The 22906-nt window shown below is 44.4% G+C and carries 23 protein-coding genes and 1 riboswitch; of the genes, 5 read left to right on the forward strand and 18 right to left on the reverse strand.

Going from position 1 to position 22906, the window contains the following annotated elements:
- The first annotated feature begins 36 nt into the window (after positions 1 to 36).
- The 3 genes from P8F77_RS13645 (at position 37) to P8F77_RS13655 (ending at position 1405) form a co-directional block, all read left to right on the forward strand.
- Positions 37 to 786, forward strand: a complete 750-nt coding sequence (locus tag P8F77_RS13645; protein WP_024726775.1) for a TIGR03915 family putative DNA repair protein — start codon at positions 37 to 39, stop codon at positions 784 to 786.
- Between the two features lie 67 nt (positions 787 to 853).
- On the forward strand, positions 854 to 1105 hold the full coding sequence (locus tag P8F77_RS13650; RefSeq protein ID WP_330625542.1) for a MerR family transcriptional regulator: 252 nt from the start codon (positions 854 to 856) through the stop codon (positions 1103 to 1105).
- Positions 1106 to 1108: 3 nt separating this feature from the next.
- Positions 1109 to 1405: a TipAS antibiotic-recognition domain-containing protein gene (locus P8F77_RS13655; RefSeq protein WP_330625541.1), complete on the forward strand. Its 297-nt coding sequence runs from the start codon at positions 1109 to 1111 to the stop codon at positions 1403 to 1405.
- Between the two features lie 136 nt (positions 1406 to 1541).
- On the opposite strand, the gene P8F77_RS13660 is transcribed toward P8F77_RS13655, so the two are convergent.
- From P8F77_RS13660 to P8F77_RS13675, 4 genes are all read right to left on the reverse strand, one after another.
- Entirely contained in the window at positions 1542 to 2720 is a 1179-nt protein-coding gene (locus P8F77_RS13660; protein WP_148458678.1) for a phosphoribosylaminoimidazolecarboxamide formyltransferase, read from the reverse strand.
- A 9-nt stretch (positions 2721 to 2729) separates the two neighbouring features.
- Positions 2730 to 3443, reverse strand: coding sequence for an IMP cyclohydrolase (locus tag P8F77_RS13665; protein ID WP_287517295.1), 714 nt, complete (start codon positions 3441 to 3443; stop codon positions 2730 to 2732).
- A gap of 116 nt (positions 3444 to 3559) precedes the next feature.
- Positions 3560 to 3639: riboswitch (ZMP/ZTP riboswitch) on the reverse strand.
- Positions 3640 to 3696: 57 nt separating this feature from the next.
- Positions 3697 to 4056, reverse strand: coding sequence for a methylglyoxal synthase (locus P8F77_RS13670; protein ID WP_024726772.1), 360 nt, complete (start codon positions 4054 to 4056; stop codon positions 3697 to 3699).
- A gap of 81 nt (positions 4057 to 4137) precedes the next feature.
- The gene (locus P8F77_RS13675) at positions 4138 to 5469 is read right to left on the reverse strand and encodes a glycoside hydrolase family 25 protein (protein ID WP_287517294.1); all 1332 of its coding nucleotides are present in this window, start codon (positions 5467 to 5469) and stop codon (positions 4138 to 4140) included.
- Between the two features lie 150 nt (positions 5470 to 5619).
- On the opposite strand from P8F77_RS13675, the gene P8F77_RS13680 reads away from it, so the two are divergent.
- A complete protein-coding gene (locus P8F77_RS13680; protein WP_287517293.1) occupies positions 5620 to 5790 on the forward strand; it encodes a type II secretion system protein in 171 nt (56 codons plus the stop codon).
- 442 nt (positions 5791 to 6232) lie between these two features.
- On the opposite strand, the gene P8F77_RS13685 is transcribed toward P8F77_RS13680, so the two are convergent.
- The 14 genes from P8F77_RS13685 to lgt form a co-directional block, all read right to left on the reverse strand.
- Entirely contained in the window at positions 6233 to 7651 is a 1419-nt protein-coding gene (locus P8F77_RS13685; RefSeq protein WP_287517292.1) for a GH25 family lysozyme, read from the reverse strand.
- Positions 7652 to 7827: 176 nt separating this feature from the next.
- Entirely contained in the window at positions 7828 to 8559 is a 732-nt protein-coding gene (sigE, locus tag P8F77_RS13690; protein ID WP_034548912.1) for an RNA polymerase sporulation sigma factor SigE, read from the reverse strand.
- A 4-nt stretch (positions 8560 to 8563) separates the two neighbouring features.
- Positions 8564 to 9358, reverse strand: a complete 795-nt coding sequence (locus tag P8F77_RS13695) for a sigma-E processing peptidase SpoIIGA (protein ID WP_148458680.1) — start codon at positions 9356 to 9358, stop codon at positions 8564 to 8566.
- 124 nt (positions 9359 to 9482) lie between these two features.
- Positions 9483 to 10622, reverse strand: coding sequence for a cell division protein FtsZ (gene ftsZ, locus P8F77_RS13700; protein ID WP_024726769.1), 1140 nt, complete (start codon positions 10620 to 10622; stop codon positions 9483 to 9485).
- A gap of 114 nt (positions 10623 to 10736) precedes the next feature.
- Entirely contained in the window at positions 10737 to 11504 is a 768-nt protein-coding gene (locus tag P8F77_RS13705) for an FtsQ-type POTRA domain-containing protein (protein ID WP_270430251.1), read from the reverse strand.
- Between the two features lie 11 nt (positions 11505 to 11515).
- Positions 11516 to 12574 (reverse strand): putative peptidoglycan glycosyltransferase FtsW, encoded by a 1059-nt coding sequence (locus tag P8F77_RS13710; RefSeq protein ID WP_081723787.1) that lies wholly within the window; start codon positions 12572 to 12574, stop codon positions 11516 to 11518.
- 63 nt (positions 12575 to 12637) lie between these two features.
- Positions 12638 to 14002 carry a UDP-N-acetylmuramoyl-L-alanine--D-glutamate ligase gene (gene murD, locus P8F77_RS13715; RefSeq protein WP_287517291.1) on the reverse strand — a complete coding sequence of 455 codons (1365 nt, stop codon included), beginning with the start codon at positions 14000 to 14002 and terminating at the stop codon, positions 12638 to 12640.
- A gap of 14 nt (positions 14003 to 14016) precedes the next feature.
- Positions 14017 to 14985, reverse strand: a complete 969-nt coding sequence (gene mraY / locus P8F77_RS13720; RefSeq protein WP_006565520.1) for a phospho-N-acetylmuramoyl-pentapeptide-transferase — start codon at positions 14983 to 14985, stop codon at positions 14017 to 14019.
- Between the two features lie 41 nt (positions 14986 to 15026).
- Entirely contained in the window at positions 15027 to 16763 is a 1737-nt protein-coding gene (locus tag P8F77_RS13725) for a penicillin-binding transpeptidase domain-containing protein (protein ID WP_024726765.1), read from the reverse strand.
- Positions 16764 to 16847: 84 nt separating this feature from the next.
- The gene (locus P8F77_RS13730; protein ID WP_287517290.1) at positions 16848 to 18662 is read right to left on the reverse strand and encodes a penicillin-binding transpeptidase domain-containing protein; all 1815 of its coding nucleotides are present in this window, start codon (positions 18660 to 18662) and stop codon (positions 16848 to 16850) included.
- Positions 18663 to 18674: 12 nt separating this feature from the next.
- A complete protein-coding gene (locus tag P8F77_RS13735; RefSeq protein ID WP_186992392.1) occupies positions 18675 to 19208 on the reverse strand; it encodes a hypothetical protein in 534 nt (177 codons plus the stop codon).
- The gene (rsmH, locus tag P8F77_RS13740) at positions 19195 to 20130 is read right to left on the reverse strand and encodes a 16S rRNA (cytosine(1402)-N(4))-methyltransferase RsmH (RefSeq protein WP_148458682.1); all 936 of its coding nucleotides are present in this window, start codon (positions 20128 to 20130) and stop codon (positions 19195 to 19197) included. The genes P8F77_RS13735 and rsmH overlap by 14 nt, the downstream gene beginning before the upstream one ends.
- Before the next feature lie 16 nt (positions 20131 to 20146).
- Positions 20147 to 20578 carry a division/cell wall cluster transcriptional repressor MraZ gene (gene mraZ, locus P8F77_RS13745; protein WP_148458817.1) on the reverse strand — a complete coding sequence of 144 codons (432 nt, stop codon included), beginning with the start codon at positions 20576 to 20578 and terminating at the stop codon, positions 20147 to 20149.
- A 195-nt stretch (positions 20579 to 20773) separates the two neighbouring features.
- Positions 20774 to 21655: a prolipoprotein diacylglyceryl transferase gene (lgt, locus tag P8F77_RS13750; RefSeq protein ID WP_024726760.1), complete on the reverse strand. Its 882-nt coding sequence runs from the start codon at positions 21653 to 21655 to the stop codon at positions 20774 to 20776.
- Positions 21656 to 21798: 143 nt separating this feature from the next.
- On the opposite strand from lgt, the gene ychF reads away from it, so the two are divergent.
- Positions 21799 to 22896: a redox-regulated ATPase YchF gene (ychF, locus tag P8F77_RS13755; protein WP_287517289.1), complete on the forward strand. Its 1098-nt coding sequence runs from the start codon at positions 21799 to 21801 to the stop codon at positions 22894 to 22896.
- Positions 22897 to 22906 lie beyond the last annotated feature (10 nt).

The raw sequence follows: 22906 nt of genomic DNA on the forward strand, positions 1-22906 counted from the left end.
TCTTCAGAGCCGGCTGATTTTAATGGAGAAAAATATATGATAATTTTTACCTGCAAAGATACTTTTGAAGATATGATGTCCTGTATATACACTGCCTGGGCATCCCGCTTAGGCCACAAAAATATCCGCCTCAAAACCGAACCCATAGGGAATCTCGAACTGTTCTGTGATTACCGTCATGTAGATCACGATCCCAATCAGACCGCCAGTGTCATCCGTTCCATACAAAAAAAGATTTCTTTTCGCGCTTACCAGATGGTATACCGCGCTGCCATGTCTTTTCAGGAAGAAAAACTGGATATAATCTACCGGTTCCTGATCTATGGTTTTCACTATGGGCCTTCCGTTGTAAATATGCTGCAGGAGCCTGCTGTAATGAATCTGTTTGAACTGGACCGGAAAGTCCTAAATGAAGCCCATCTGTTCCGGGAATTTCTGCGTTTTTCCGAAATAGACCATGTTCTTATCTCCCATATTGAACCCAAGTGTGATGTCCTGACCATCCTGGCTCCCCAGTTTACGGACCGCATGCCCTCCGAAAACTGGATGATTATCGACGATAACCGATGGACTGCCGTCGTCCATCCCTGTGATCAGGACTACTATATGACCACCCTCTCAGAGGATGAGTTAAACCGACTGAAGACCTCTGAAATTTCGGATATTTACACAGACCTCTGGAAAGTATTTTTCGAGACTATCGGCGTAGAAGCCAGAAAAAATCCCCGCTGTCAGAGAACCATGATGCCACTCTGGTACCGCAAACACATGACAGAGTTCCTGTAATCTATTTTATTTCTTGACTCTCACGCGGCGTGATAGGCTATTCTATATTTACCAGGAGGAGACCAGGATGAAAACAGTAAGAGAAGTAAGCAGATTAACCGGTGTCAGTGTACGCACTTTCGACTATTATGACGAGATCGGACTTTTATGTCCCGACCGTGTCACAGAGGCTGGCTACGGGCTGTACGTCACCCGGGCACTGGAACGCCTTCAGAATATTTTACTGTTCCGGGAACTTGAATTCTCTTTAAAAGACATCAGAGAGATCCTGGACCGTTCGGATTTTGACCGACAAAAAGCATTAGATCAGCAGATATAGCTTTTGAGGATCAAAAAGGACCGGCTGGAACATCTGATCGACTTCGCTCTTGTAATTCAAATGTTAGGAGTGAAATCATTGAATTATCAGACATTGAACGAAGAAACGCTGGAAAGCTATAAATCCGAGGCCAGAAAAAGCTGGGGCGGTACCGATGCTTTCTACGAAGATGAACAAAAGACACAGGATTATACAGAGGAGGACCGGAAGGTCATGAATACAAAGTTTATGGCAAACTTTGCGGAATTCGGCCGTCTCATAAACAAAGATCCGACCTCCGAACCTGTGATGACAGAATGAAAAAGTCTATAGACCGTGCCGGCGGAGAAGGAACCGCCAAATTTGTTTCCAAAGCAATCCTCATCTACTGCCAGACGCATTCATAAGCTTAAGAAAGGAGAAAAACCATTGTGGTTCCTCTCCTTCCTGCTATACTTTAGTGATGGAATAAACGGATTTTCGTAAAACACATCACCATATTATATTTATTGCATGTTGCAATGACATGGTCGTCTCTGATAGAGCCACCCGGCTCAGCCACATAAGAAACGCCGCTTTTGTGTGCCCGTTCGATATTATCGCCAAACGGGAAAAATGCATCTGATCCAAGTGCCACACCCGTCATCTGATCCAGCCATTCACGCTTTTCTTCTCTTGTGAACACTTCCGGTTTTACTTTAAAAATAGTTTCCCATGCTCCGTCGGCCAGAACATCCATATAGTCGTCCCCGATATACAGGTCAATGGCATTGTCACGGTCCGCACGGCGGATGCCGTCCACGAACTCAAGTCCCATGACTTTCGGAGCCTGGCGCAGATACCAGTTGTCGGCTTTCTGTCCTGCCAGACGGGTACAGTGAATTCTGGACTGCTGTCCCGCACCGATGCCGATCGCCTGTCCGTCCTTTGCGTAGCATACTGAATTAGACTGGGTATACTTTAATGTAATCATTGCAATCGCCAGATCGATTTTGGCAGAATCAGGCAGTTCCTTATTCTCCGTCACGATATCGTTAAAGAAATCCTTATCAATGTTCAGTTCATTTCTGCCCTGTTCAAAGGTAACACCAAACACTTCTTTGCGCTCTACCGGAGCCGGCACATAATCCGGATCGATCTCGATCACATTGTAGTTTCCCTTTTTCTTTTCTTTTAAAATTTCAAGTGCGTCTGCGTCGTATCCCGGAGCAATCACTCCGTCAGACACCTCTCTTTTTATAATCTTGGCCGTTGCCGCATCACACACATCGGAAAGTGAAATGAAATCTCCAAAAGAAGACATGCGGTCGGCACCTCTCGCCCTGGCATACGCATTGGCAAGAGGAGTAAATTCCATATCCATGTCATCTACCCAGTAAATCTTCTTTTCCACATCGGTCATCGGAAGACCTACCGCCGCGCCAGCGGGAGAAACGTGTTTAAAGGAAGCTGCCGCCGGAAGACCGGTCGCCTTTTTCAGTTCCTTCACCAGCTGCCAGCCGTTTAATGCATCAAGGAAATTAATATATCCCGGTTTACCGCTTAACACTTTGATCGGCAGTTCACCGTCTTCCATGTAAATTCTTGACGGCTTCTGGTTTGGATTGCATCCGTATTTTAACTCTAATTCCTTCATGGTCTCCTCCTATTGATTCTTGTTCACGATCCTTGTTTCATATTCTCCTGTTTTGATATCGATATAACGCACAAACAGAGATACTTTGTTGTCCTCATTCAGACTTTCCCATACACGGTTTGTAAACGCATCAATATCATCGTCTAAAACGATTAATTTAGGCTCTCCCTCAAAACTTGGAAGCGGATCTCCGTCCTGCATATAGGTGTGGATAAAATGTCCCTCTCCGCTTACCGGATTCTCATAGGCAAATGTATAGCGGTTGCATGCATCCGGATTGCCGTTATTACTCTTTAAAATAGACATTGCATAGTTGTAGGTTCCGTTTTCCACATGCATAATGCCTGAAATACGCGGAGTATAATTCGGTGCATCCGGCTCAAACTCTCTCGTCCTCAATGCCTGTTCAAATGTCTGCTGTTTATCCATGAGTTCGTAGATTGTATCCGTCTGGTCTCCGTTGGTCACTATCGTCTTATTTCCAAGTACCTTAACCGGAGCATAGATGATAAGGCTCGGGTCACTCAGTTTTGATGGATCAAAAGCCTGTGTCCGGATGCCTTTTCCATCCTCGATAAACACACGGTTTCTGCTGTTCCCGCTTCTTCCCATGATAAAATATGCAGTCACTGCATAGGCCCCGTTTGGTGATTTTCCGATCACAATTCCTCTTCCAGGATATGAATTCCCTTTTAACTCGTTTTCTAATGACAACATCTTCATTGCCTTGCATCCTCCTTTTGTATCTGTGTGCAGCTTTGCGGAGAGGTTTTTATTCCATACGAAAGGTTCGCAGACCTTTTCAATGTAATAAAAGAGGCCGCCTGGGCATACTGAATAAAAGTTGCCCAGGCGGCCGGCATTTCTGCTGCCGTGCTCCCCGTGGTTTCTCCACTATCCGCCAGTCGCACAGCTTTCAAAATAAATATACACTATGATCTGTCATTTTTCAAGTCAAAATACTCAGTCCTGACAGCTAAAACATCTGAATCATCAGTTCTGCAGCCGCAGTATTGGTGACTGCCGGTACCTTGTGCACATCACAGACACGAAGCAGTGCAGACACGTCAGGCTCATGAGGCTGTGCGGTCAGTGGGTCCCGGAAAAAAACGACCAGTCCGATCTTTCCCTCTGCAATCCTGCCTCCCAGCTGCTGGTCTCCGCCGTACGGTCCTGAAAGATATTTCTTCACCGGAAGTCCTGTGGCTTCCTCTACCCGTTTTCCGGTTGTGCCGGTTGCGACCAAGTCATATTTTGCTAATGTCTCTTTATACTTCTTTGCAAATTCCACCATCTCGTCTTTTTTCTTGTCATGTGCGATCAATGCAATTATCATATCTTTATCCTCCTGATGTTTAATGACTGTAAGGCTAATCTACACTAAAGCAGCCATTTTTACAAGAGGAATATCTTTAGATCACCGTTTGAGAGATTTTACTTTGGAAAATTTACTGTAAATTTTCTTTTTCTTTATGGTCTGATACGATCTGATTTTAAAATAATATCTTTTCTTCTTTTTTAGCTTGCCTTTTGTATAAGATACTTTTTTTGCAGATACGGTTGCAATTCTTTTAAATCCGGAGGACTTTTTCCCGGACATATAAATCTGATATTTGGACACACCGGAAATTTTTGACCATATTATTTTAATCCCCTTTGATCCGCTCTTTTTCAGTTTCTTTATTTTATTCGTCTTTGGGATCACCGTAATTTTGCAGGAAGCCTTTTTTCCGTTTCCTGTTCTTCCGGAGATAACCGCTGTCCCTACCCTTTTGACCGTCACTTTGCCTGACGAACTGACGGATGCCACAGACGAACTGGAACTGGACCACTTAACTGCCGGATATGAGTTCTCAGGTTCTATGTAACTTTTCAGTATACAGGACGAACCTTTCTTCAGCGACAGAGACTTTTTGCTCAGTTTAATACTCTTTGCCGGAATACTGCTGATCAGGAAGTTTATATCCACATTTCCGTTAATGCCATTTACCGTACCTTTATTCGTACACTGCCACATAACATAGCTTCCGGAATAAGTACATAAACTATTATATTGTGCAATCCATCTGGGATACTTTTGAAATATCTTGTCTGTCAATTTCTTTTCAAACCAACTTTTATTTGCATATATCCCTACATTGCTATAACCGCTCGCCTTCAATCTTCCGGTGAAAGTCTCTGTAATCTGTGCCAATTTGGAATTTGAAAGCTTTGATAAAGAATCCTCCTCCAAATCGTAATAAACAGGATATGATAATTTTCTATCCTCAATCAGACGAATTACATGATCTGCCTCACTTCTGGCCTTTTCTACTGTATTTGCATAGGAATAAAGGTAAACTCCATAGGGGATACCCAGACGCTCACATTCTGATACATTCCGCAGCCATTGATTATCGTCTTGGTCTGTTTGATTCATTCCGTAGCCACACCGGATAATAGCAAAATCAATACCTGATGCTTTCACCCTCTCCCAGTCAATCGTCCCCTGATATTGACTGACATCTATCCCCTTCTTCACTGCTCCCGGAATCGGATTTCCCAGATCATTGACAAACATGCCGTTGACTTTATTCCAGGCATTTGAATATGTTTTTGAAGATCTGCTGAAAGACTGTCCGGAATATATCGGTATACCGTTTTTATAACGCCAGCTGTTCTCTTCTCCTTGTTCCTTCTTCTGCTTAGTTTCTGACTGATTACCATTTACGAATACCTGCAGTGTGGCCGACATCAAACTGACAGCCATAAACACCGCAAAAACTTTTCTTCATCATTTGCCCCTTTCAATAATCCTACATTTGTAGGATTATCATATCACAAGTTGTCTCAGTTGACTATATATTTTCATTCTCCTGTGATAAATTAAGAAAAACAAACGACAAAGGATGGGGTTTATATGAATCGTTTAAAAGGAAACAAAAGAGGCTTTACTTTAGTTGAATTAATCGTCATGCTGGTTATTCTGGCGATCCTGATCGCGTTGTTAGTGCCGACTCTGACCGGGTACATAGACAGAGCTAATATTCTAAGGGTCCCGGATGGAGCCATGAACAAGGCACCACCATAGATACAGTATTTATATATAAGTCCAGACAGCCTTATAATTATCTATCAGTATAAACCAAAAAACTACACCTATCAAAGACTCGATAATACCGTCACTTTCGAATAAATGCTTAAAAAAAGATCCCATAGGGCAATGTCATTAAGTTAATTTTATAATGATTAAAAAAATGAAGATATTTGTAGTTATAATCTACGGATATCTTCATTATAATCTGACATAATATATTCCTCCTTGCAATCAAGATATTTCTTAATTACAAGGGCCGCTTTCGCTACATCTTTATAGAATAAGCAGTGAAAGCGGCCACACATTCGAATCATTATGTCAACCATTTTTTACAAAACAAAAAGACTCCTATACCATTTCTGATATAGGAATCTTAATACATCATCTTAACTTAATGACATTGCCTGCTCAGGATCTTTTTTATTGCTTCATATTCCTATCTTTTTACTGATTTTATTGGACTGTAACTGCTGTAATACTTCGTTTTTCCAACTGTTTTATATGAACGTATTTTAAAATAGTAACGTCTGCCTCTCTTCAGCCCTTTTTTAGTAAAACTGAATGTTTTAGCCGATGTGGTTTTAATCCTCTTGTAACCGGAAGATTTCTTTTTTGACATATAAATCTGATATTTTGTAGTCCCGCTGACCTTAGACCAGGTAATCTTAATACTTTTCTTTCCGGATTTTTTTAGCTTTATAATCTTGTTTGTCTTGGGCCGGACAGTAACTTTGCAGACTGCTTTTTTCCCGTTGGATGTCTTCGCTGTGATCGTTGCTTTCCCCACGCCCTTTGCAGTAATTTTTCCCGCGGAAGAGACAGCTGCCACTTTTTTATTGGAACTGGTCCATGTCACAGTTTTATTGGAAGCATTGGATGGCGCGATTGATTTCTTCAATGTATAGGAAGAACCGTTTATGAGCTTCAGGCTTGTCTTATTCAGCTTCACCGAGGAGACAGCCGCCGTTTGCAGTGCATTGACGTTCCATGAGCCTATTTTAAAATTCAGATCTGCATTTGTACCGATTCCACTGACCTTTCCTGAATCTGTACTCTGCCACATATGATAATTTCCAGTATAATCACAGCGGTAATTATACTGTGCAACCCATCTTGGATATTTATCAAATACACTGCTTGTCAGCCGTGAAGTAAACCAGTATTTATTTGCATAAACACCGACATTCTTATAACCTGCACTGCCCAGTGTCTTTATAAAAGTATCGGCAATTTCTCCAAGTTTCTGATTTGACAATCCTCCCTGAAATTTCTCATCTTCCATATCATAATAAATCGGATAGGAAAGCTTCTTACCCTTGACCAGACGTATCACATGTTCTGCTTCGCTTTTTGCTTTCGTCGTATTAGTTGCATACGAATATATGTAAACTCCATAAGGCATCCCAATTCTCTCACATTCAGATGAATTATATGCCCATGTGGGATCGTCCTGGCTCTTTAAATTTTCACCATATCCAACTCTTATAATCGCATAGTCAATTCCGTCTGCTTTGACTTTATTCCAGTCAATTTTGCCGTTCCATTTGCTCACATCAATTCCCTTTGCAGTGGCATTTGGAATTGGATCTCCCAAAGAATTCAAAAACACTCCGTTTACATTTTTCCATGCATTTGAAACTGCTCTGGCTCCTCTGGCTGATATGGATGGACCTATTGGCTCCTGCTGTTTTACCGGTTTTCCATCTTTGAACCGCCAACTGTTGGCCGGATCATTTTCTTCCGCACTTTTTTCTTCTGCAAAAACAGAGGCACAGCTGACGGAAAAAATTCCAGCAGCCAATACGATTACTGAAACAAATACTGCAAGTTTATTCTTTATCCCCTTTACTCTCACTTGTCTTCTCCTTTTCACTTTATCAGTAGTATAACATTATTCCCCTCATTTTCAAAGCCCGATTACAAAGGAAATTTTTCCATCTGTATTCGTGTAACACAAGGTCGTAGAACTTTCCTATGAAATGAAAAAACCGCATCAGGATTTTTCCCATGCGGCTTTCTCTCTTACACTGATCAGACACATCCCATCCGGGACATCTCTCTCTTTAATCTTTTAATAATCTTCTTTTCCAATCTGGATATGTAAGACTGGGAGATTCCCATTAAATCGGCAACCTCTTTCTGTGTTTTCTCCTCCCCGTCCTTCTGGTTAATGCCGAATCTCAGCTCAATGATATTTCTCTCCCGGTCAGAGAGGATTTTCATGGCATTCAGCAAAAGCTTCCTGTCCACCTCATGCTCCAGGTCCCTGTAAATAATATCCTCGTCTGTTCCGAGGATATCCGAAAGCAGAAGTTCATTTCCATCCCAATCCACGTTCAGTGGTTCATCGATGGACACTTCCATCTTCGTCTTATTATTTCTTCTCAAATACATCAGGATTTCATTCTCAATGCATCTGGAAGCGTATGTAGCAAGCTTGATCTTTTTGGCCGGATTGAATGTGTTGATGGCTTTGATCAGTCCGATCGTTCCAATAGAGATCAAATCTTCAACACCGATCCCTGTATTGTCAAATTTCTTTGCTATATATACTACCAGACGGAGATTTCTCTCAATTAACTTTGCCCTTGCTTCCGGTTCCTCCGCTGTCCCGAGCTTATGTATCATCTTCTCCTCTTCCTTTGCTTCCAGAGGAGCCGGCAGAATTTCTGCACCCCCTATATAGTGGATTTCTTTTCCTTTCGCTAAAAATGTCCTCTTTTGGCATGTCACATTAAGTTTCAGCACTGTACAACCTCCCATTACCTTATCTGACCAGATCCGGATGAAGCAATAACTGATAGTGGCCGTCCCGGGAAAGCGGGCTCTCTGACAGTCCTATCAATCCTCTTTCTGCCATCCATGTCTGGCTGCTATTCTTGATCCTGATATTAGCTACAAGAATCCCCATCATCAGGCCGTCTTCCCTGCCAACCGTCCTGTACGGGATCATTCTTATATCTTTTAGCTTATGTTTTTCTATTAAAATGGTTAATGACTCATCTAAATATGGATCCAGTGCCTGTTCCTCCATGACGGAGACCGGGATCTTCTCTATCGGTTCGTATAAAAAATTCCCCGTATCCAAATAAGCAGTGACTCTGACCGTCTTGCCGAGGAGTTCAAATGATACCTGGTATAAAGAATCTTTCTGGCTCCTGATATTTTCCCAGACCGCACAGTACAAAAAAGCCAAGAGGAGAAACGCCGCAAAACAGCCGAAAATCCAGATATGGATGGATAAACGGTATTTAACGAAGCTCCACAGTCCGCCCAGCAAGGCCGAGAGTGCAAATAAATATCCGGAACATATCAGACTTTTCCTTAGAGAGAGCGGAAATGCAAGCCAAGAGGTCGCTCCGATGCTTGCCGCGAGAAATCCAAGCTGGACTGCCTGATTTCCTTCCGCCGCCCATGCCGTCAGACACCCGAGTCCGCTTCCGGCCGCTGATGCCAGCAGGATACGCCAGACAGAACTCTGTGATTTCAGCGAACTTCTTAAAATAAGCAGCAGCCCCAGAAGGACCAGCCACTGTTCCAAAAACATCATCAAAAAAAACATAAGCTTATTATAAAGAAAGAGGCGCACGTACTTTGTCAAAAAAGAGAAGTGACAGCTACGTTAATTCTACAAAAAAACCCGTATCCTGCCTTACGGCAAGATACGGGCTTGTCCCACGTATATTTTATTTTCTTCTGCTCTTTAATAAAAACTCCGGAATCACGATTTTTGAATCATGGTCCTCTACACTGGCAGTCTCCTGTTCTTTGCTCCCATATGTAGATTCTGATGTTTCGGCCGGCTCACTTTTCGGCTGGCTGCTGTAAATGGGCTGTCCAGAAAAAACGGGAGGAGGTGTGATGCTTTTCTTCTTAAATCCTGCTCCTCTGGCTCCTGCCTCAGACTGGATTCCCGTGGCAACGATGGTTGCGCTGATCTGGTCACCCATATCAGAGTTGACAGTACCGAAGATAACGTTGACTTCTTGTCCCGCAGTATCCTTCAAGTACTCTACTGCCTGCTGTGCCTCCAGCATACCCACATCTCCTGAGAAGTTGACGATGATATCGGTAGCTCCGGAAACCGTAGTCTCCAGGAGCGGGCTTTCCATGGCTGCCTTAATTGCTTCCAGTTCTTCATCCGCAACACCCATACCGATGTGTGCGATACCCTTGTCGCGCATAACCGTCTGGATATCTGCAAAGTCAACATTAATGAGTCCGGGATTGTAGATCATATCGGTAATTCCCTGAACACCCTGCTGAAGCACTTCATCAGCTTTTTTAAGGGCGTCCGGAATGGTTGTTTTCTTCTCGCAGATCTGAAGCAGCTTGTCGTTCGGGATTACGATCATCGTGTCTACCTGATCCTGAAGACGCGCCACTCCCGCGACAGCATTGTTCATTCTGGGCTTTCCTTCAAAGGTAAAGGGCTTTGTGACAACACCGACGGTCAGAATCCCAAGAGACTTTGAAATCTCGGCAATCACGGGCGCTGCTCCAGTACCTGTTCCGCCGCCCATACCGCAGGTGACAAAGACCATATCGGCACCCTGTACCAGCTGAGTGATCTCATCTCGATTTTCTTCCACCGCGGCCTCTCCGATCTCTGGTTTTGCACCGGCACCGAGACCTTTGGTCAGCTTTTCTCCTATCTGGATCTTCGTAGAGCACTTGCATAAAGACAGGGCCTGCCTGTCCGTGTTGATTCCTACAAGTTCCACTCCCTGTATATTTTCGTCAACCATGCGGTTAACTGCATTGTTGCCGGCTCCCCCGACTCCAATGACTAAAATTCTGGCTTGTGTGCTTTCTACATTCGGCATAATCTCGACCACGATGCTCCTCCTTCAATCTCTATCTCAAATTTTCTTATACTCATCCATACTATTTTTCATGTTATCTTCTTACATGATACAGTTTTTCTGTTAAACTTTCAACTACTTTTTCTTCTTGAAAATCGCAATTGGATTGTCCTTTGTAAAATATTTCATCGAGATGGTTCCCTTCCTTCCTTTCATCTTCGGAAGGATTCCCGTAAGCTCTGTAAGTTTCAAGTCCAGCTCCTGGCTGTTCCACAGATTAATCGTTAAATCTCCGCTGATCAGGAGGGCTTGCCCCTCTGCATTGAAATGGATCTGGCTTACCGGAAGTTCATACTTGTCGATGGCCATGGTAATTTTTAGTATCTGCTCAAATACGCTGGCCTTCTTCTCCGGTATTTTTTCACCGAGTGCAATTTTTTTATAATTCAGCCCTGTGACCAACGGCACATCATCATAGTGCTTCTCATAAATTTCCAGCGCATATCCTTCCTTGTCGAAATAAACATATTTCCCGTTATAATTCAGACACCCGGCCCTTTTTTTTTCATTGACCTGCACCGTCACCCGATCAGTTCCCTTAAGAGTTATCGTTACAGAGTCTACGAACGGAAGCGTCTTTACAGGTGCAATCTTATTTCTCAGAAACAGAATCAGCCCGTTGCCCGTGTATGTATTTTTCTTCAGTGCGGCCTCTATCTCACCCTCTGTGTAATGGCTGTTCCCTTTTATGACAATCTTTTTCGTCTGGAATACTGCAAATAAAATAATACAGAGAATAAGCAGCAGGCCGACAATGCAGCCGATAATTTTTTTCTTATTCCCAGGGCCCTTCTGCTGCTTTTTGGCCTGACTGATTGTAATTATCTTTTCATTTTTATCCATAATCAGTTCCTCTACATGCGTATTTTCCTGGATACCGATAAGACCAGCCCCATCTCCGCCATAACCACCAGGATCGAAGTTCCGCCGTAACTGATAAACGGCAGAGGGATACCGGTCGGAGGGATCGTATTTGTTACAACTGCAATGTTGATAAATACCTGCACTCCGATATGAATCATAAACCCGACCACGATCAGGGACCCGAACAGATCATCCGAATTCATGGCGATCAGAAGCATTCTCCATATTAAAAGCATAAACAGAAGGATCAGGCAGACAGCTCCGAATAAGCCCAGCTCCTCACAGATGATCGAAAAGATCATATCATTGTGGGATTCCGGTATGAAGCCCATCTTCTGCATACTCTGGCCCAGGCCCTTCCCAAACAGGCCTCCGGAACCTATGGCGTACAGTGCCTGCATCGTCTGAAGTCCTTTTGGGTGTGTCTCTGGATTTTTCCATATCGCCACACGTTCATTCCGGTAACTGTTGGAAAACGTCAGGTAAAGCACTAAACCGGCGACACCCGAAAGGGCAATCCCCAGAAGTTCTTTGGTTTTCGGACTTACCACAAAAATCATAACCCCTACCATTGCTGTCAGAACGATAGCCGTACTGAGGTTCTGATAGGCAACCAGGCCGATAATCGGCAGACATCGTATGATGACTTTCACAGCAGCAGCCATGGTACGCATCCGATGGGCATTCTGTGATAATATGTATGCCAGATAGATCACAAGGAAAATTTTTGCGACTTCGGAAGGCTGGAACTGGAATCCTCCGATGGAAATCCAGCGCACAGCTCCTTTTTTAGCGGCACCGATAAATAGTACGATGATCAAAAGTGCTACGCTGAGGCCGTAGCAGCCATAGGCAATGACCTTTGCGTTGAGAATCCTGTAGTCAAACCATGTGAGTGCTGCCATAAAGACCGCTCCTACTCCAACTGCAAAACACTGCCTGATCAGCCAGTGATATGGATTCCCGAAGTTCAGCGTACTCTTATATGAACTTGTACTAAAGATCATAATCAGGCCGAATCCAACGAGAAACATCACGATAAAAAGCATCGGATAATCGAGATAACGTCGCTTTGGCATGTATTTTTCACTGACTCTGCTTTCTTTCAAATCTTAGCGCTCCTTTAATTTTTTTACATACTCCTTAAAGCGGTCGCCCCGTACCTCATAGTTCGGGAACATACCCCAGCTTGCACAGGCCGGAGATAAAAGGACTGCGTCACCGGAAACTGCATGCTGTGATGCATACTCCACTGCTTCTTCCAGAGTATCTACATATACGATTTGGGAAAAACCGTGGGCTTCGGCTGTTTTACCGATCTTCTCTGCCGTCGCGCCCAAAAGGATGAGTTCCTTCACTTTGCCGTCAAAGGCCTCGATCCAGTCATCATATTCTGCTTTTTTATCATACCCTCCCCCGATCAGGAACGTCGGACGGTTCATGGCCTTGATCCCTTTGATGGCGGCATCGGTGTTAGTTCCCTTAGAATCATTGTAGTATGCAACATCTTTAATGGTATCTACATATTCTATGCGGTGTTCCACTCCTTTAAAACCAGAAACTCCCTGTCTGATCTGCTCTGACGGAACTCCCATATAGTGGGATACGGCAATCGCCGCTAAAATATTTTCATAATTATGCCCGCCCAGAAGGTTAATATCGGCTTCTGTACATATGGTCTGCACTGTTTTGTTTTCTGCAAGCATGAAAGATCCGTCTTTAAAATAGACTCCTTCTTCCAGTTCATGGTCCAGGCTGAAAAATACGACCCTGGCTTTTGCCCTCTCTGCCATATTTCTGGTCACTGCGTCTTCATAGTTCAGCACCATCACCTGATCCCCGGTCTGATTCTTTCCAATGGATTCCTTTGTCTTTGCATAGACTTCCACTGTACCATGTCGGTCCAGATGGTCCGGTGTAATGTTTAAAACGGCCGAAACCTGGGGGCGGAAGTCCTGTATCGTTTCCAGCTGAAAACTGCTGATCTCGGCCACAATAACGCTTTCGTCTTTTGTATCCAAAGCAACGCTCGTATACGGTGTTCCAATATTCCCAACCACATACACGTCGCTGTAAAAACACTTCATGATTTCTCCCACCAGCGCTGTGGTCGTTGTTTTTCCATTCGTGCCTGTGATAGCCGCAATCTGTCCCCTGGAAACATGAAATGCAAGTTCAATCTCACTCCAGACAGGCTTGCCGGACTCCATAAACTGCCTTGATACCGGGGCGTTGACAGAGATTCCGGGACTAAGTACTAAAAGATCAAATTCTTTTTCCTCTTCCGGTCCGAGTTTTCCGAGAATCAGCGGAATCTGTTTCTTTCCTTCCAGTTTGTCATAGACATCCTGTGCCTTCAAGTGTTCATTTCCGTCATAAAGACTGACAGATGCCCCGGAACGGATCAGGAGGTTGGCAGAACCTATTCCGCTCTTCCCCGCTCCCGCAACTAAAACCTTCTTATCTTTTAATGTCATTTACTGCTCCTTATCTAAATGGCGATCAGGCCGATCAGACATAAGATTGCTGTGACGATGGCAAATATGGCAACAACTTTTGTCTCCGGCCAGCCGGACAGCTCAAAATGGTGATGGATCGGCGCCATCTTAAAAACTCTTTTTCCTGTTTTCTTAAAATAAACTACCTGGATCATAACCGATAATACCTCGATCATGTAGATGAAGGCCACAAGCGGCACGAACAGAGGAAGCCTCAGCATAACCGCTGTGGCAGCCACGAATCCGCCCAGCGCAAGGGAACCTGTGTCTCCCATGAATACCCTCGCAGGGTAAACATTGAACACTAGGAATCCAAGCAAAGCCCCCACGGTGGCACAAGTGATCGGCCACAATCCCGGATCATTTCCGGAGATACCCGCTCCGATGGCTACAACCGTAAAAAAGGTAGCGATCAAAACAGTGACACTGGATGCAAGACCGTCCAGTCCGTCCGTAAAGTTGGCCCCGTTGACGGTTCCCAGCAGGATGATAAAGATAGCGGGAACAAACAGTGCTCCTAACTCCAAATATTTTCCGTGCGAAAAAGGGATCAGCATGGAGGTTCCGATATCTGTATGATTGATCAGATAGTATGCAAACACTCCGGTCACAATGATCTGTCCCAGCATCTTCTGCCAGGCCCTGAGTCCAAGGTTTCTCTTCATCACGACTTTGATATAATCATCGATAAAACCGATGAAACCGAATCCGAGGGTGACAAAGAGAACCGGTATAATGTTCGGATAATCTTTCACATAAAACAGAGAAGCCACAATGATTCCAAGCAGGATAATCAGGCCTCCCATCGTCGGGGTCCCTGACTTCTTCAGGTGGGACTCGGGTCCCTCTCCCCGGATGAACTGGCCGAACTTCAGCTTCTGTAAATATTTAATCATCATCGGGCTCAGCACCACGCTGACGAAGAATGCAATTAAAATTGGTTTTACGATACTATAATTCATGCTTTCACCTCATTTGTTTTTCTTATCTTTTCAGTATATCTTTATTTCTTTGTTTTATCAACCGTATAATCCTTGGAAATTCCAAGATAAGGAAGTGCAACTTTAAATACCTCCCGGACCACCGGCGCTGCGATGGCTCCTCCGTAATAAGTTCCCTTCGGCTCGTCGATCATGACCAAAGCCATCACGGTTGGATGTTCTGCCTTTGAAAAGCCTAAAAATGAGGAAATATATTTCCCTGTTCCGCGGGGCAGCTTTTCACTGGTCGCAGTCTTTCCTCCTATGGAATATCCTTCGATCTTGCAGTTCCTTCCGGAACCGTCTGAAACCACTGCCTCTAAAAGTTCTCTCATCGTCTCGGATGTTTCTTTCTTAATCACATGTTTCTTTTTAGCAAATTCAAAAGTCTTGACTGTCTTTCCCGATGAATCCACTGCCTTCATGCCGAAATGCGGCGTTACAAGAGTGCCCCCGTTGACTGCGGCGCTGGCAGCCCTCATCAGCTGAAGCGGAGTGATCTGGAAGGACTGCCCGAAAGACATCGTCGCAAGTTCCACGGCCCCCACATTTTTCTTGTTGTGCATAATAGAGTTTGCCTCACCCGGAATATCAATACCGGTCTTTTCAAACAGCCCCATCTGGCGGAATATCGTATACATGCCGTCTACTCCGACCCTGGCTCCGACTTCCATGAAAACCGGGTTGCATGAATTCATAACGCCCTCCTTAAAAGTCTCGGCTCCGTGGCCCGTTGTTTTATGGCAGCGGATCTTCCTGTCTTCTACGATCCTGAATCCCGGACAGCTGAAGTGGTCCGTCACTTTTACCTTGCCAAGCTCCAGACCGGCGGTTGCAGTCACAATCTTGAAAACAGATCCCGGTTCATATGTATCATTGATACATGTGTTCCTCCACATTTGGTTCAGCAGCTCCTGCCTCTTCTTTCCTGTGGTATTCTCTTTTTTCCCTTTCAGTTTAAACGGTTCGTTTAAATTGTATTCAGGAGTGTTGACCATGGCATAGATCTCTCCGTTTTGAGGATTCATGATAATCATGGAAACCCTTTTTGCTCCCTTTTCTTTTCTTACCTTTTCACAGGCCTGCCACACATAGTTCTGCAGGTTCACATCCAGTGTGGTATACAGGTCATTGCCGGCCACCGGCTCATCCCTCTCCTCGTAGGCGCCGTCAATCTCTCTTCCTCCGCCGTCCGTCAGTGTCAGGATTCTTCCGGGCTTGCCCTGTAAGTAAGAGTCATATGTCACCTCAAGCCCTACGATCCCCTGATTGTCTCCTCCCGTAAATCCCAGGACTTTTGAAGCCAGATCATTATAGGGATAGGTCCGTTTATAATCCTCATCCACTTTAACGCCGGCAAGTTCATATTTTCTGATGCGGTCAGCTGCGTCTTTTTCAACATTACTCTTAATCTTTTCCCTAACTGAATTTTTATAAACCTTTTTTTTGATTTCTGCCTCATCTATCTTAAGTTCCTTTGAAAGGACCGATACGACTTTATTTTTCTGTTTTGTCTGGGAGTGAATCACAGAGATAGAGTAAACCGCTTTGTTGGATGCGATCTTCACTCCGTTTCTGTCATAAATATTCCCCCTGGGGGCCTTGATCTCCCGCTCTCTCTGGTGCAGGTCTTTGGCCAGTGCCAGATACTTATCGGCCTGCCCGATCATCAGATAGCCAAGCCTTCCGGCCATAAAAATCAGGCAGAATGCAAAGATGCCGCCCATGAGAAGCATCCTTCGTTTATAACTTGTTTTCATAAAAAACTCCGGAATCCATACTGATAAAAATATATGAATCCAGTGTAACAAGTATGAGTTTTTGACCACTGTTTCCGTCAGGTATTATTTTTTCGTTTTCGGCACATTCATGTCCTTCAGTGATTCTTTCAATACATCTCTCGCCATTTCAACAGCCAGTCCGGTGTTGAGCTGTGAGTCTTTCTGGATTTCATCTATGACCACATATACAACAACTTTAGGGTTTTCTACGGGAGCAAATCCACAGAAGGAGACAATGTAAGTCCCTGCACTTCTCGGAATTTTTTGTGCGGTCCCTGTCTTTCCTCCGACACTGTAACCTTTGATCTGCGCTTTTTTACCGGTTCCCTTTTCTACTGTCTCTTCCATATAAGTGCGCAGCTTCTTGGATGTATCAGCTGAGATCGTCTGTTTGACCAGTTCGGATTCCTTGTTGCTCACTACATTTCCTTTGTCATCCCTGGTCTGCTTCACTACATGAGGCTTGTAGTAGCTGCCTCCGTTGACCAGAGAACTGAAAGAGGATGCCATCTGTATCATAGAACAGTTAAAGGACTGTCCTATGGAACTGGTAGCCAGATCAACATTCGTCATCCGGTCCGCGCCGTGCAGAAGTCCTGCCGTCTCAGCCTCTCCCGGAAGGTCGATCCCCGTCTTTACTCCAAAGTTAAAATCCTTTTGATATTTTGCAAACACATTCTTTCCTTCTTTAAAGGCAATATCCATCAACGCCACATTGCATGAATGTGCAATGCTGTCTGAAAGGCTCAGGTTTCCGTGCCCATCTCTGTGAGAACAGTGAATCTTGTATTTTCCAACCTGTTTATATCCGCTGCAGTAATAGTGTTCATTTCCCTTGAGAATCCCGTCCTCCAGTCCTCCCGCCACCGTAAACGGTTTATAGGTAGAGCCCGGTTCGAAACTGTTGGAGACGATTGGATTCTTCCATAGTTCATTAAAAGCCTTTACCTTCTGTTTTTCTGACATGGAATCGATCTGGCTCTGAGAATATTTTGAGAGCAGACCTTTTTCATCTCTGGGATGTTCCAGATCATATTTGTTTGAGTTGGCCATTCCCAGGACTTCCCCATTGTTCGGGTCCATGACCAGAATAGAGCTTCCCTTGCTGCCGTATTTTTTTTCAAACTTTGCCAAACGGTCTTCCGCTATTTTCTGGATATTGATATCAATAGTAGACACAAGTGTTTTGCCGTTTTCCGGATCTACAATAGAGTCATCCTGTTCAAGTTCCTCATTCAGATAAGTGTATTTTCTTCCATCCACACCGGACAGTGTACTGTTATAATACTGCTCAATCCCCGTTGTTCCGATGCTTCCGTCGGATACGAACCCGAGAAGGTGGCTTGCCAGACTCTTATTGGGGTATCTCCTCACATATTTTTCAGAAAAAGTGATCCCCACAACCTTTTTTCCGTTTTTCGATTTCAGAAAATCTTTCAGATCTGCCACTTCGCTGTATTTCATGTCTTTTTTGTACACTGAGTAATAAGAGTCTTTGTTGTCTTTCATATAGGACAGCAGATCGTCCCGGTCAAGATCCATATATTTCGTCAGTGCATACAGTGCATTTTTCTGAGTCTGCTCTGTCCGCAGGATATTTTTCGGTTCCAGGACCAGACTGTATAACTTTTGGCTGGTAGCCAGCGTGTTTCCGTTTCTGTCGAGGATATCTCCTCTTTTGTACGGAAGCGTCTGGCTCTGGTAATTCTGCTGTGCCAGAACCTTTTTTTCATATGTCTTATTTTTTGCCACACTGAAATAAACCAGCCGGCCCATAAGGCAAATAAAAAGAATTGCTATGAGAGCCGATACAGACAGAGCTCTGACTCTCATAGCATTGTTTATTCTTTTGATCTTCTTATATTTCTTTTTTCTCAATAAAACCGCTCCTTACTTTGAATCGGGTACTTTATTGTACTGTCTCACATAGTCAACATTCTTACTTTCATATGCAATCACCTTCCTCTGCGCAGGTTTCTTCATTCCATATTTCTTCATGGCCGTTTCCTGGATCGCAGAAAGATTGATACTCTGTTCGATCTCCAGGTTCAGATCCTCATTTTCGACCAGCAGTGTGCTAAGCTCCGATTTCTTGGAAGAGACCACAGACCGCTGTCGCTCCAGTTTTGACTGCTCCGATAAATAGAAGAAGCTTACCAGTGCGATCACAAGCATTCCTGCTGCCAGCGCTTTGATAAACGCAAAATCAAATTCCAGAGCTTTTGTTTGGTTTGCCTTTGTCTGAGGTGTTGTCTTTCTTTTCGTGCGTACTGCCGGTTTCCTTTTCGGCTGCCTGGATGGTTCATACTCGGGTTTTGCCGGTGCCGCTTCCATTTTCCGCGCAGTATTTCCGTAAATAAATTCATATCGCTCTTGTCTCGTCTTATTCACTTCGCTGTTCTCCCCCTCACTATTTTCTCTCAAACACTCTTAATTTTGAACTTTTTGCTCTTTTGTTCCTCATAAGTTCTTCTTCGGTCGGTAAAATTGGCTTTCTTGTAATAACCTTACCCTTCGATTCATTTCCACAGGTACAAATCGGAAAATTCGGTGGACAGGTACACGGATTTTCATTTTTTCTGAATGCCCGTTTCACAATTCTGTCTTCCAAAGAATGAAAAGTAATGATACACAGTCTTCCTTCGGGGTTTAACAGCTCGATCATCTGGTCAAGGCTTGTCTTTAAGACTTCCAGCTCCCGGTTACATTCAATCCGGATGGCCTGAAATGTCCTCTTTGCAGGATGTCCTCCCACAGCCCTCACCTTCATCGGTATTGCATGTTTGATCACCTCAATAAGCTGTCCTGTTGTCTCAATCGGTGCTTTCTCTCTCTCTGCTGCAATATGTTTGGCAATATTTTTAGCAAACTTGTCCTCTCCATAATCGCGGATAATATGAAACAACTCCTGTTCACTGTATCCATTGACTATGTCTCTTGCAGAAAAAGTCTGCCTCTGATCCATCCTCATATCCAGCGGTACGTCCTCGCGGTATGTGAATCCCCTGTCCTTCTCATCCAGCTGAAAAGAGGAAACGCCAAGATCCAGAAGAATTCCGTCCACACGGGATATCCCCAGATCCTTCAGCACTTTCGGCATATTCACATAGTTATCTCTTACAATCGTAACTTTATCCTGAAACGGAGCAAGCCGCTTGGTGCTTGCCCTGATCGCATCCTCGTCCTGGTCAATGCCAATATATCGTCCCTTTTCAGAGAGCCTGTTAAGAACATGAAAGGCATGTCCGCCTCCTCCAAGAGTCCCATCCACGTAGATACCGTCCGGTTTTATCTTTAGTTCCCTTATTGTTTCATCCAACAACACAGATGCATGTTCAAAATCCATTTGTCTTTCCTTCCATTCAGATATTCAAACCTAGTTCCTGCATGCTCTGGGCAATATCGTCCATATCGTCATAAGCATTATTTTCAAGCCATTGTTCTTTGCTCCATACCTCAATACGGTCCAGCATGCCCGTAAGAACTACTTCCTTATCCATCTGTGCAAATTCACGCAGTGTGCCCGGCACCAGGATTCTGCCCTGCTTGTCCAATTCACAAGTGGATGCTCCGGCCAAAAAGAATCTCGAAAACTTCCGTGCATTCTTATCGATCAGCGGCAGGCTTCTTAATTTTTCCTCAAAAGCCTCCCACTCTTTCATAGGGAACACGAATAGGCATCCATCCAATCCCTTTGTAAGAACAAACTCATTGCCCAGTGCTTCTCTGAACTTTGAGGGGATTATCAGTCTGCCTTTAGCATCGATTGTGTGATTGTATTCGCCCATGAACATGGTAATCACCTGCCGTTTCCCAAACCGGGTGCGCTCCACCTGATGATCAGTTGTGACACTTTGTGGTCTTTTCTACCCACTATCCACCACTTCTCACCACTACTGTCTCCATTCTAATGGATTGTCCACAAAAAATCAAGAAATAAAAAAACTGTCCACAGAATTTTTTCTGTGAACAGTTTCTTTTCCACACTTTTATTGTTTCCGTTTTCTCCACTTACAGAGAAGGACGAGCAGTGCCCCAACAGCCAAAAGTACCGCAACTACCTGGGATACGGCGATTTGTGTCCCTGGAATCAGAAGCTGGTCTGTCCGAAGACCCTCGATCCAGAATCGTCCAATCCCATATCCCATGGCATAAATTACCAGCATCTGGCCGTCAAATTTTTTGTGCCTGGACATGATGACAATGATGATCAGCAGTGCCAGATTCCACAGTCCTTCATATAAGAACGTAGGGTGTACCTGAATATAGGTGTTCATATGGCTTCCGCTTCCCACAAACACAGCCTGGTCATACAGCCCGGCATCCACAATCTCCGAAAGTCTTCCGTGTTTTACGAAATAGTCTGTGGGGATCTGCATAGCCAAAGGCCCATTGGTAAAGCCGCCGAACGCTTCCCTGTTGAAAAAGTTCCCCCACCGGCCCAGGATCTGGCCGATCAGCAGCCCCGGCACCGCAATATCCGCCAGTTTGAAAAATTCTATTTTCTTCACTCTGCAGAAGATTACCATCACAATGACCGAAGCGATAATCCCTCCATAAATGGCAAGGCCTCCGCTCCTGGTATTCAGTATCTCCGTCAGATGATCTTTGTAGTAATCCCAGGAAAAAATAACATAGTAAAGTCTTGCCCCAATGATAGCAGGAATCATCACCGCGATGATGAAATCAAAGACCAGCTCCGGATTAACTCCGTTTTTCTTAGCCATCCTGGCCGCCGCCAGCATCCCCAGCAGAAAACCCAGTGCAATGACCATACCGTAATATTTAATCTCAAATCCTCCGATACTGATGCCCTCTCCCACATGTTTGAACACAATACCCAAAAATGGAAACCGGATTTCATTTTCCATATTCGCATTACTCCTTTCCGTCGTTTCATCTTATCCCATTTTTCTTTTCTTTTCAAGGTTCTTATGGTAGACTTGTTGTATCAATGTCCTTGGATCACAGGACTATATTTACGCAAAGACATTAAGAAAGGAATCAATACACAATGAAATTAGGAATCGTAGGACTGCCAAATGTAGGTAAGAGTACTTTGTTTAATTCTCTCACGAAAGCGGGTGCCGAGTCTGCCAACTATCCGTTCTGCACCATCGACCCGAACGTAGGGATCGTTACCGTGCCGGATAAAAGGCTGGACGTGCTGTCCGAGATGTATCACTCAAAAAAAGTCATTCCCGCAGTTATCGAGTTTGTAGACATCGCAGGTCTCGTCAAGGGAGCTTCCAGAGGTGAGGGCCTCGGCAACCAGTTTCTGGCCAATATCCGTGAGGTCGATGCCATTGTCCATGTAGTCCGTTGCTTTGAAGATGAAAACATCGTCCATGTAGACGGTTCAGTCAGCCCGCTTCGGGATATCGAAACCATCAATTTTGAGCTGATTTTTTCCGACATCGAAGTTCTTGACAGAAGAATTGCCAAGTCAAAAAAAGGTTCCCGAAATGACAAGTCCCTCGCCCAGGAAGTAGAACTTCTGGAGCGGGTAAAAGCCCATCTTGAAGACGGAAAACTGGCCAAGACATTCGTGACCGATGATGAAGAAGAACAGGAAATCCTGAATTCCTGCAATCTCTTAACGATCAAGCCTGTGATTTTTGCCGCCAATGTCTGTGAGGATGATCTCATGGATGATGCCGCATCCAACGAGTTTGTAAATGAAGTGAGAACTTATGCAAAAGATGTAGATGCCGGTGTTTTCGTAATCTGTGCCCAGATTGAACAGGAAATCGCAGAACTGGACGACGAAGAACGAAAAGAATTTTTAGAGGATCTGGGCCTTAAAGAGTCAGGCCTTGATAAACTGATCTCTGCCAGCTATTCACTGCTTGGCCTGATCAGTTATCTGACATCCGGGGAAGACGAGACGAGGGCCTGGACGATTACAAAAGGAACAAAAGCACCCCAGGCGGCCGGAAAGATCCATACTGATTTCGAGCGGGGCTTCATCCGCGCCGAGGTGGTTTCCTATGATGATCTGGTTGAAAATGGAAGCATCGCAGCAGCCAGAGAAAAAGGACTGGTGAGACAGGAAGGGAAAGAATACGTCGTACAGGACGGAGACGTGATTGTGTTTAAGTTTAATGTGTGACATTTTGACC

Source organism: Anaerostipes sp. PC18 (assembly GCF_039789045.1).
In the GTDB taxonomy this organism is placed as follows: domain Bacteria; phylum Bacillota; class Clostridia; order Lachnospirales; family Lachnospiraceae; genus Anaerostipes; species Anaerostipes hominis.

Excerpts from the sequence above, each read along its gene's own strand:
- P8F77_RS13645 (WP_024726775.1), top strand. The coding sequence starts at position 37 with ATGATAATTTTTACCTGCAAAGATACTTTTGAAGATATGATGTCCTGT.
- P8F77_RS13650 (WP_330625542.1), top strand. The coding sequence starts at position 854 with ATGAAAACAGTAAGAGAAGTAAGCAGATTAACCGGTGTCAGTGTACGC.
- P8F77_RS13660 (WP_148458678.1), bottom strand. The coding sequence starts at position 2,720 with ATGAAGGAATTAGAGTTAAAATACGGATGCAATCCAAACCAGAAGCCG.
- P8F77_RS13665 (WP_287517295.1), bottom strand. The coding sequence starts at position 3,443 with ATGAAGATGTTGTCATTAGAAAACGAGTTAAAAGGGAATTCATATCCT.
- P8F77_RS13670 (WP_024726772.1), bottom strand. The coding sequence starts at position 4,056 with ATGATAATTGCATTGATCGCACATGACAAGAAAAAAGACGAGATGGTG.
- P8F77_RS13675 (WP_287517294.1), bottom strand. The coding sequence starts at position 5,469 with ATGGCTGTCAGTTTGATGTCGGCCACACTGCAGGTATTCGTAAATGGT.
- P8F77_RS13680 (WP_287517293.1), top strand. The coding sequence starts at position 5,620 with ATGAATCGTTTAAAAGGAAACAAAAGAGGCTTTACTTTAGTTGAATTA.
- sigE (WP_034548912.1), bottom strand. The coding sequence starts at position 8,559 with ATGGGAGGTTGTACAGTGCTGAAACTTAATGTGACATGCCAAAAGAGG.
- P8F77_RS13695 (WP_148458680.1), bottom strand. The coding sequence starts at position 9,358 with ATGTTTTTTTTGATGATGTTTTTGGAACAGTGGCTGGTCCTTCTGGGG.
- ftsZ (WP_024726769.1), bottom strand. The coding sequence starts at position 10,622 with ATGCCGAATGTAGAAAGCACACAAGCCAGAATTTTAGTCATTGGAGTC.
- P8F77_RS13705 (WP_270430251.1), bottom strand. The coding sequence starts at position 11,504 with ATGGATAAAAATGAAAAGATAATTACAATCAGTCAGGCCAAAAAGCAG.
- P8F77_RS13710 (WP_081723787.1), bottom strand. The coding sequence starts at position 12,574 with ATGCTTTTTATCGTGATGTTTCTCGTTGGATTCGGCCTGATTATGATC.
- murD (WP_287517291.1), bottom strand. The coding sequence starts at position 14,002 with ATGACATTAAAAGATAAGAAGGTTTTAGTTGCGGGAGCGGGGAAGAGC.
- mraY (WP_006565520.1), bottom strand. The coding sequence starts at position 14,985 with ATGAATTATAGTATCGTAAAACCAATTTTAATTGCATTCTTCGTCAGC.
- P8F77_RS13725 (WP_024726765.1), bottom strand. The coding sequence starts at position 16,763 with ATGAAAACAAGTTATAAACGAAGGATGCTTCTCATGGGCGGCATCTTT.
- rsmH (WP_148458682.1), bottom strand. The coding sequence starts at position 20,130 with ATGGATTTTGAACATGCATCTGTGTTGTTGGATGAAACAATAAGGGAA.
- mraZ (WP_148458817.1), bottom strand. The coding sequence starts at position 20,578 with ATGTTCATGGGCGAATACAATCACACAATCGATGCTAAAGGCAGACTG.
- lgt (WP_024726760.1), bottom strand. The coding sequence starts at position 21,655 with ATGGAAAATGAAATCCGGTTTCCATTTTTGGGTATTGTGTTCAAACAT.
- ychF (WP_287517289.1), top strand. The coding sequence starts at position 21,799 with ATGAAATTAGGAATCGTAGGACTGCCAAATGTAGGTAAGAGTACTTTG.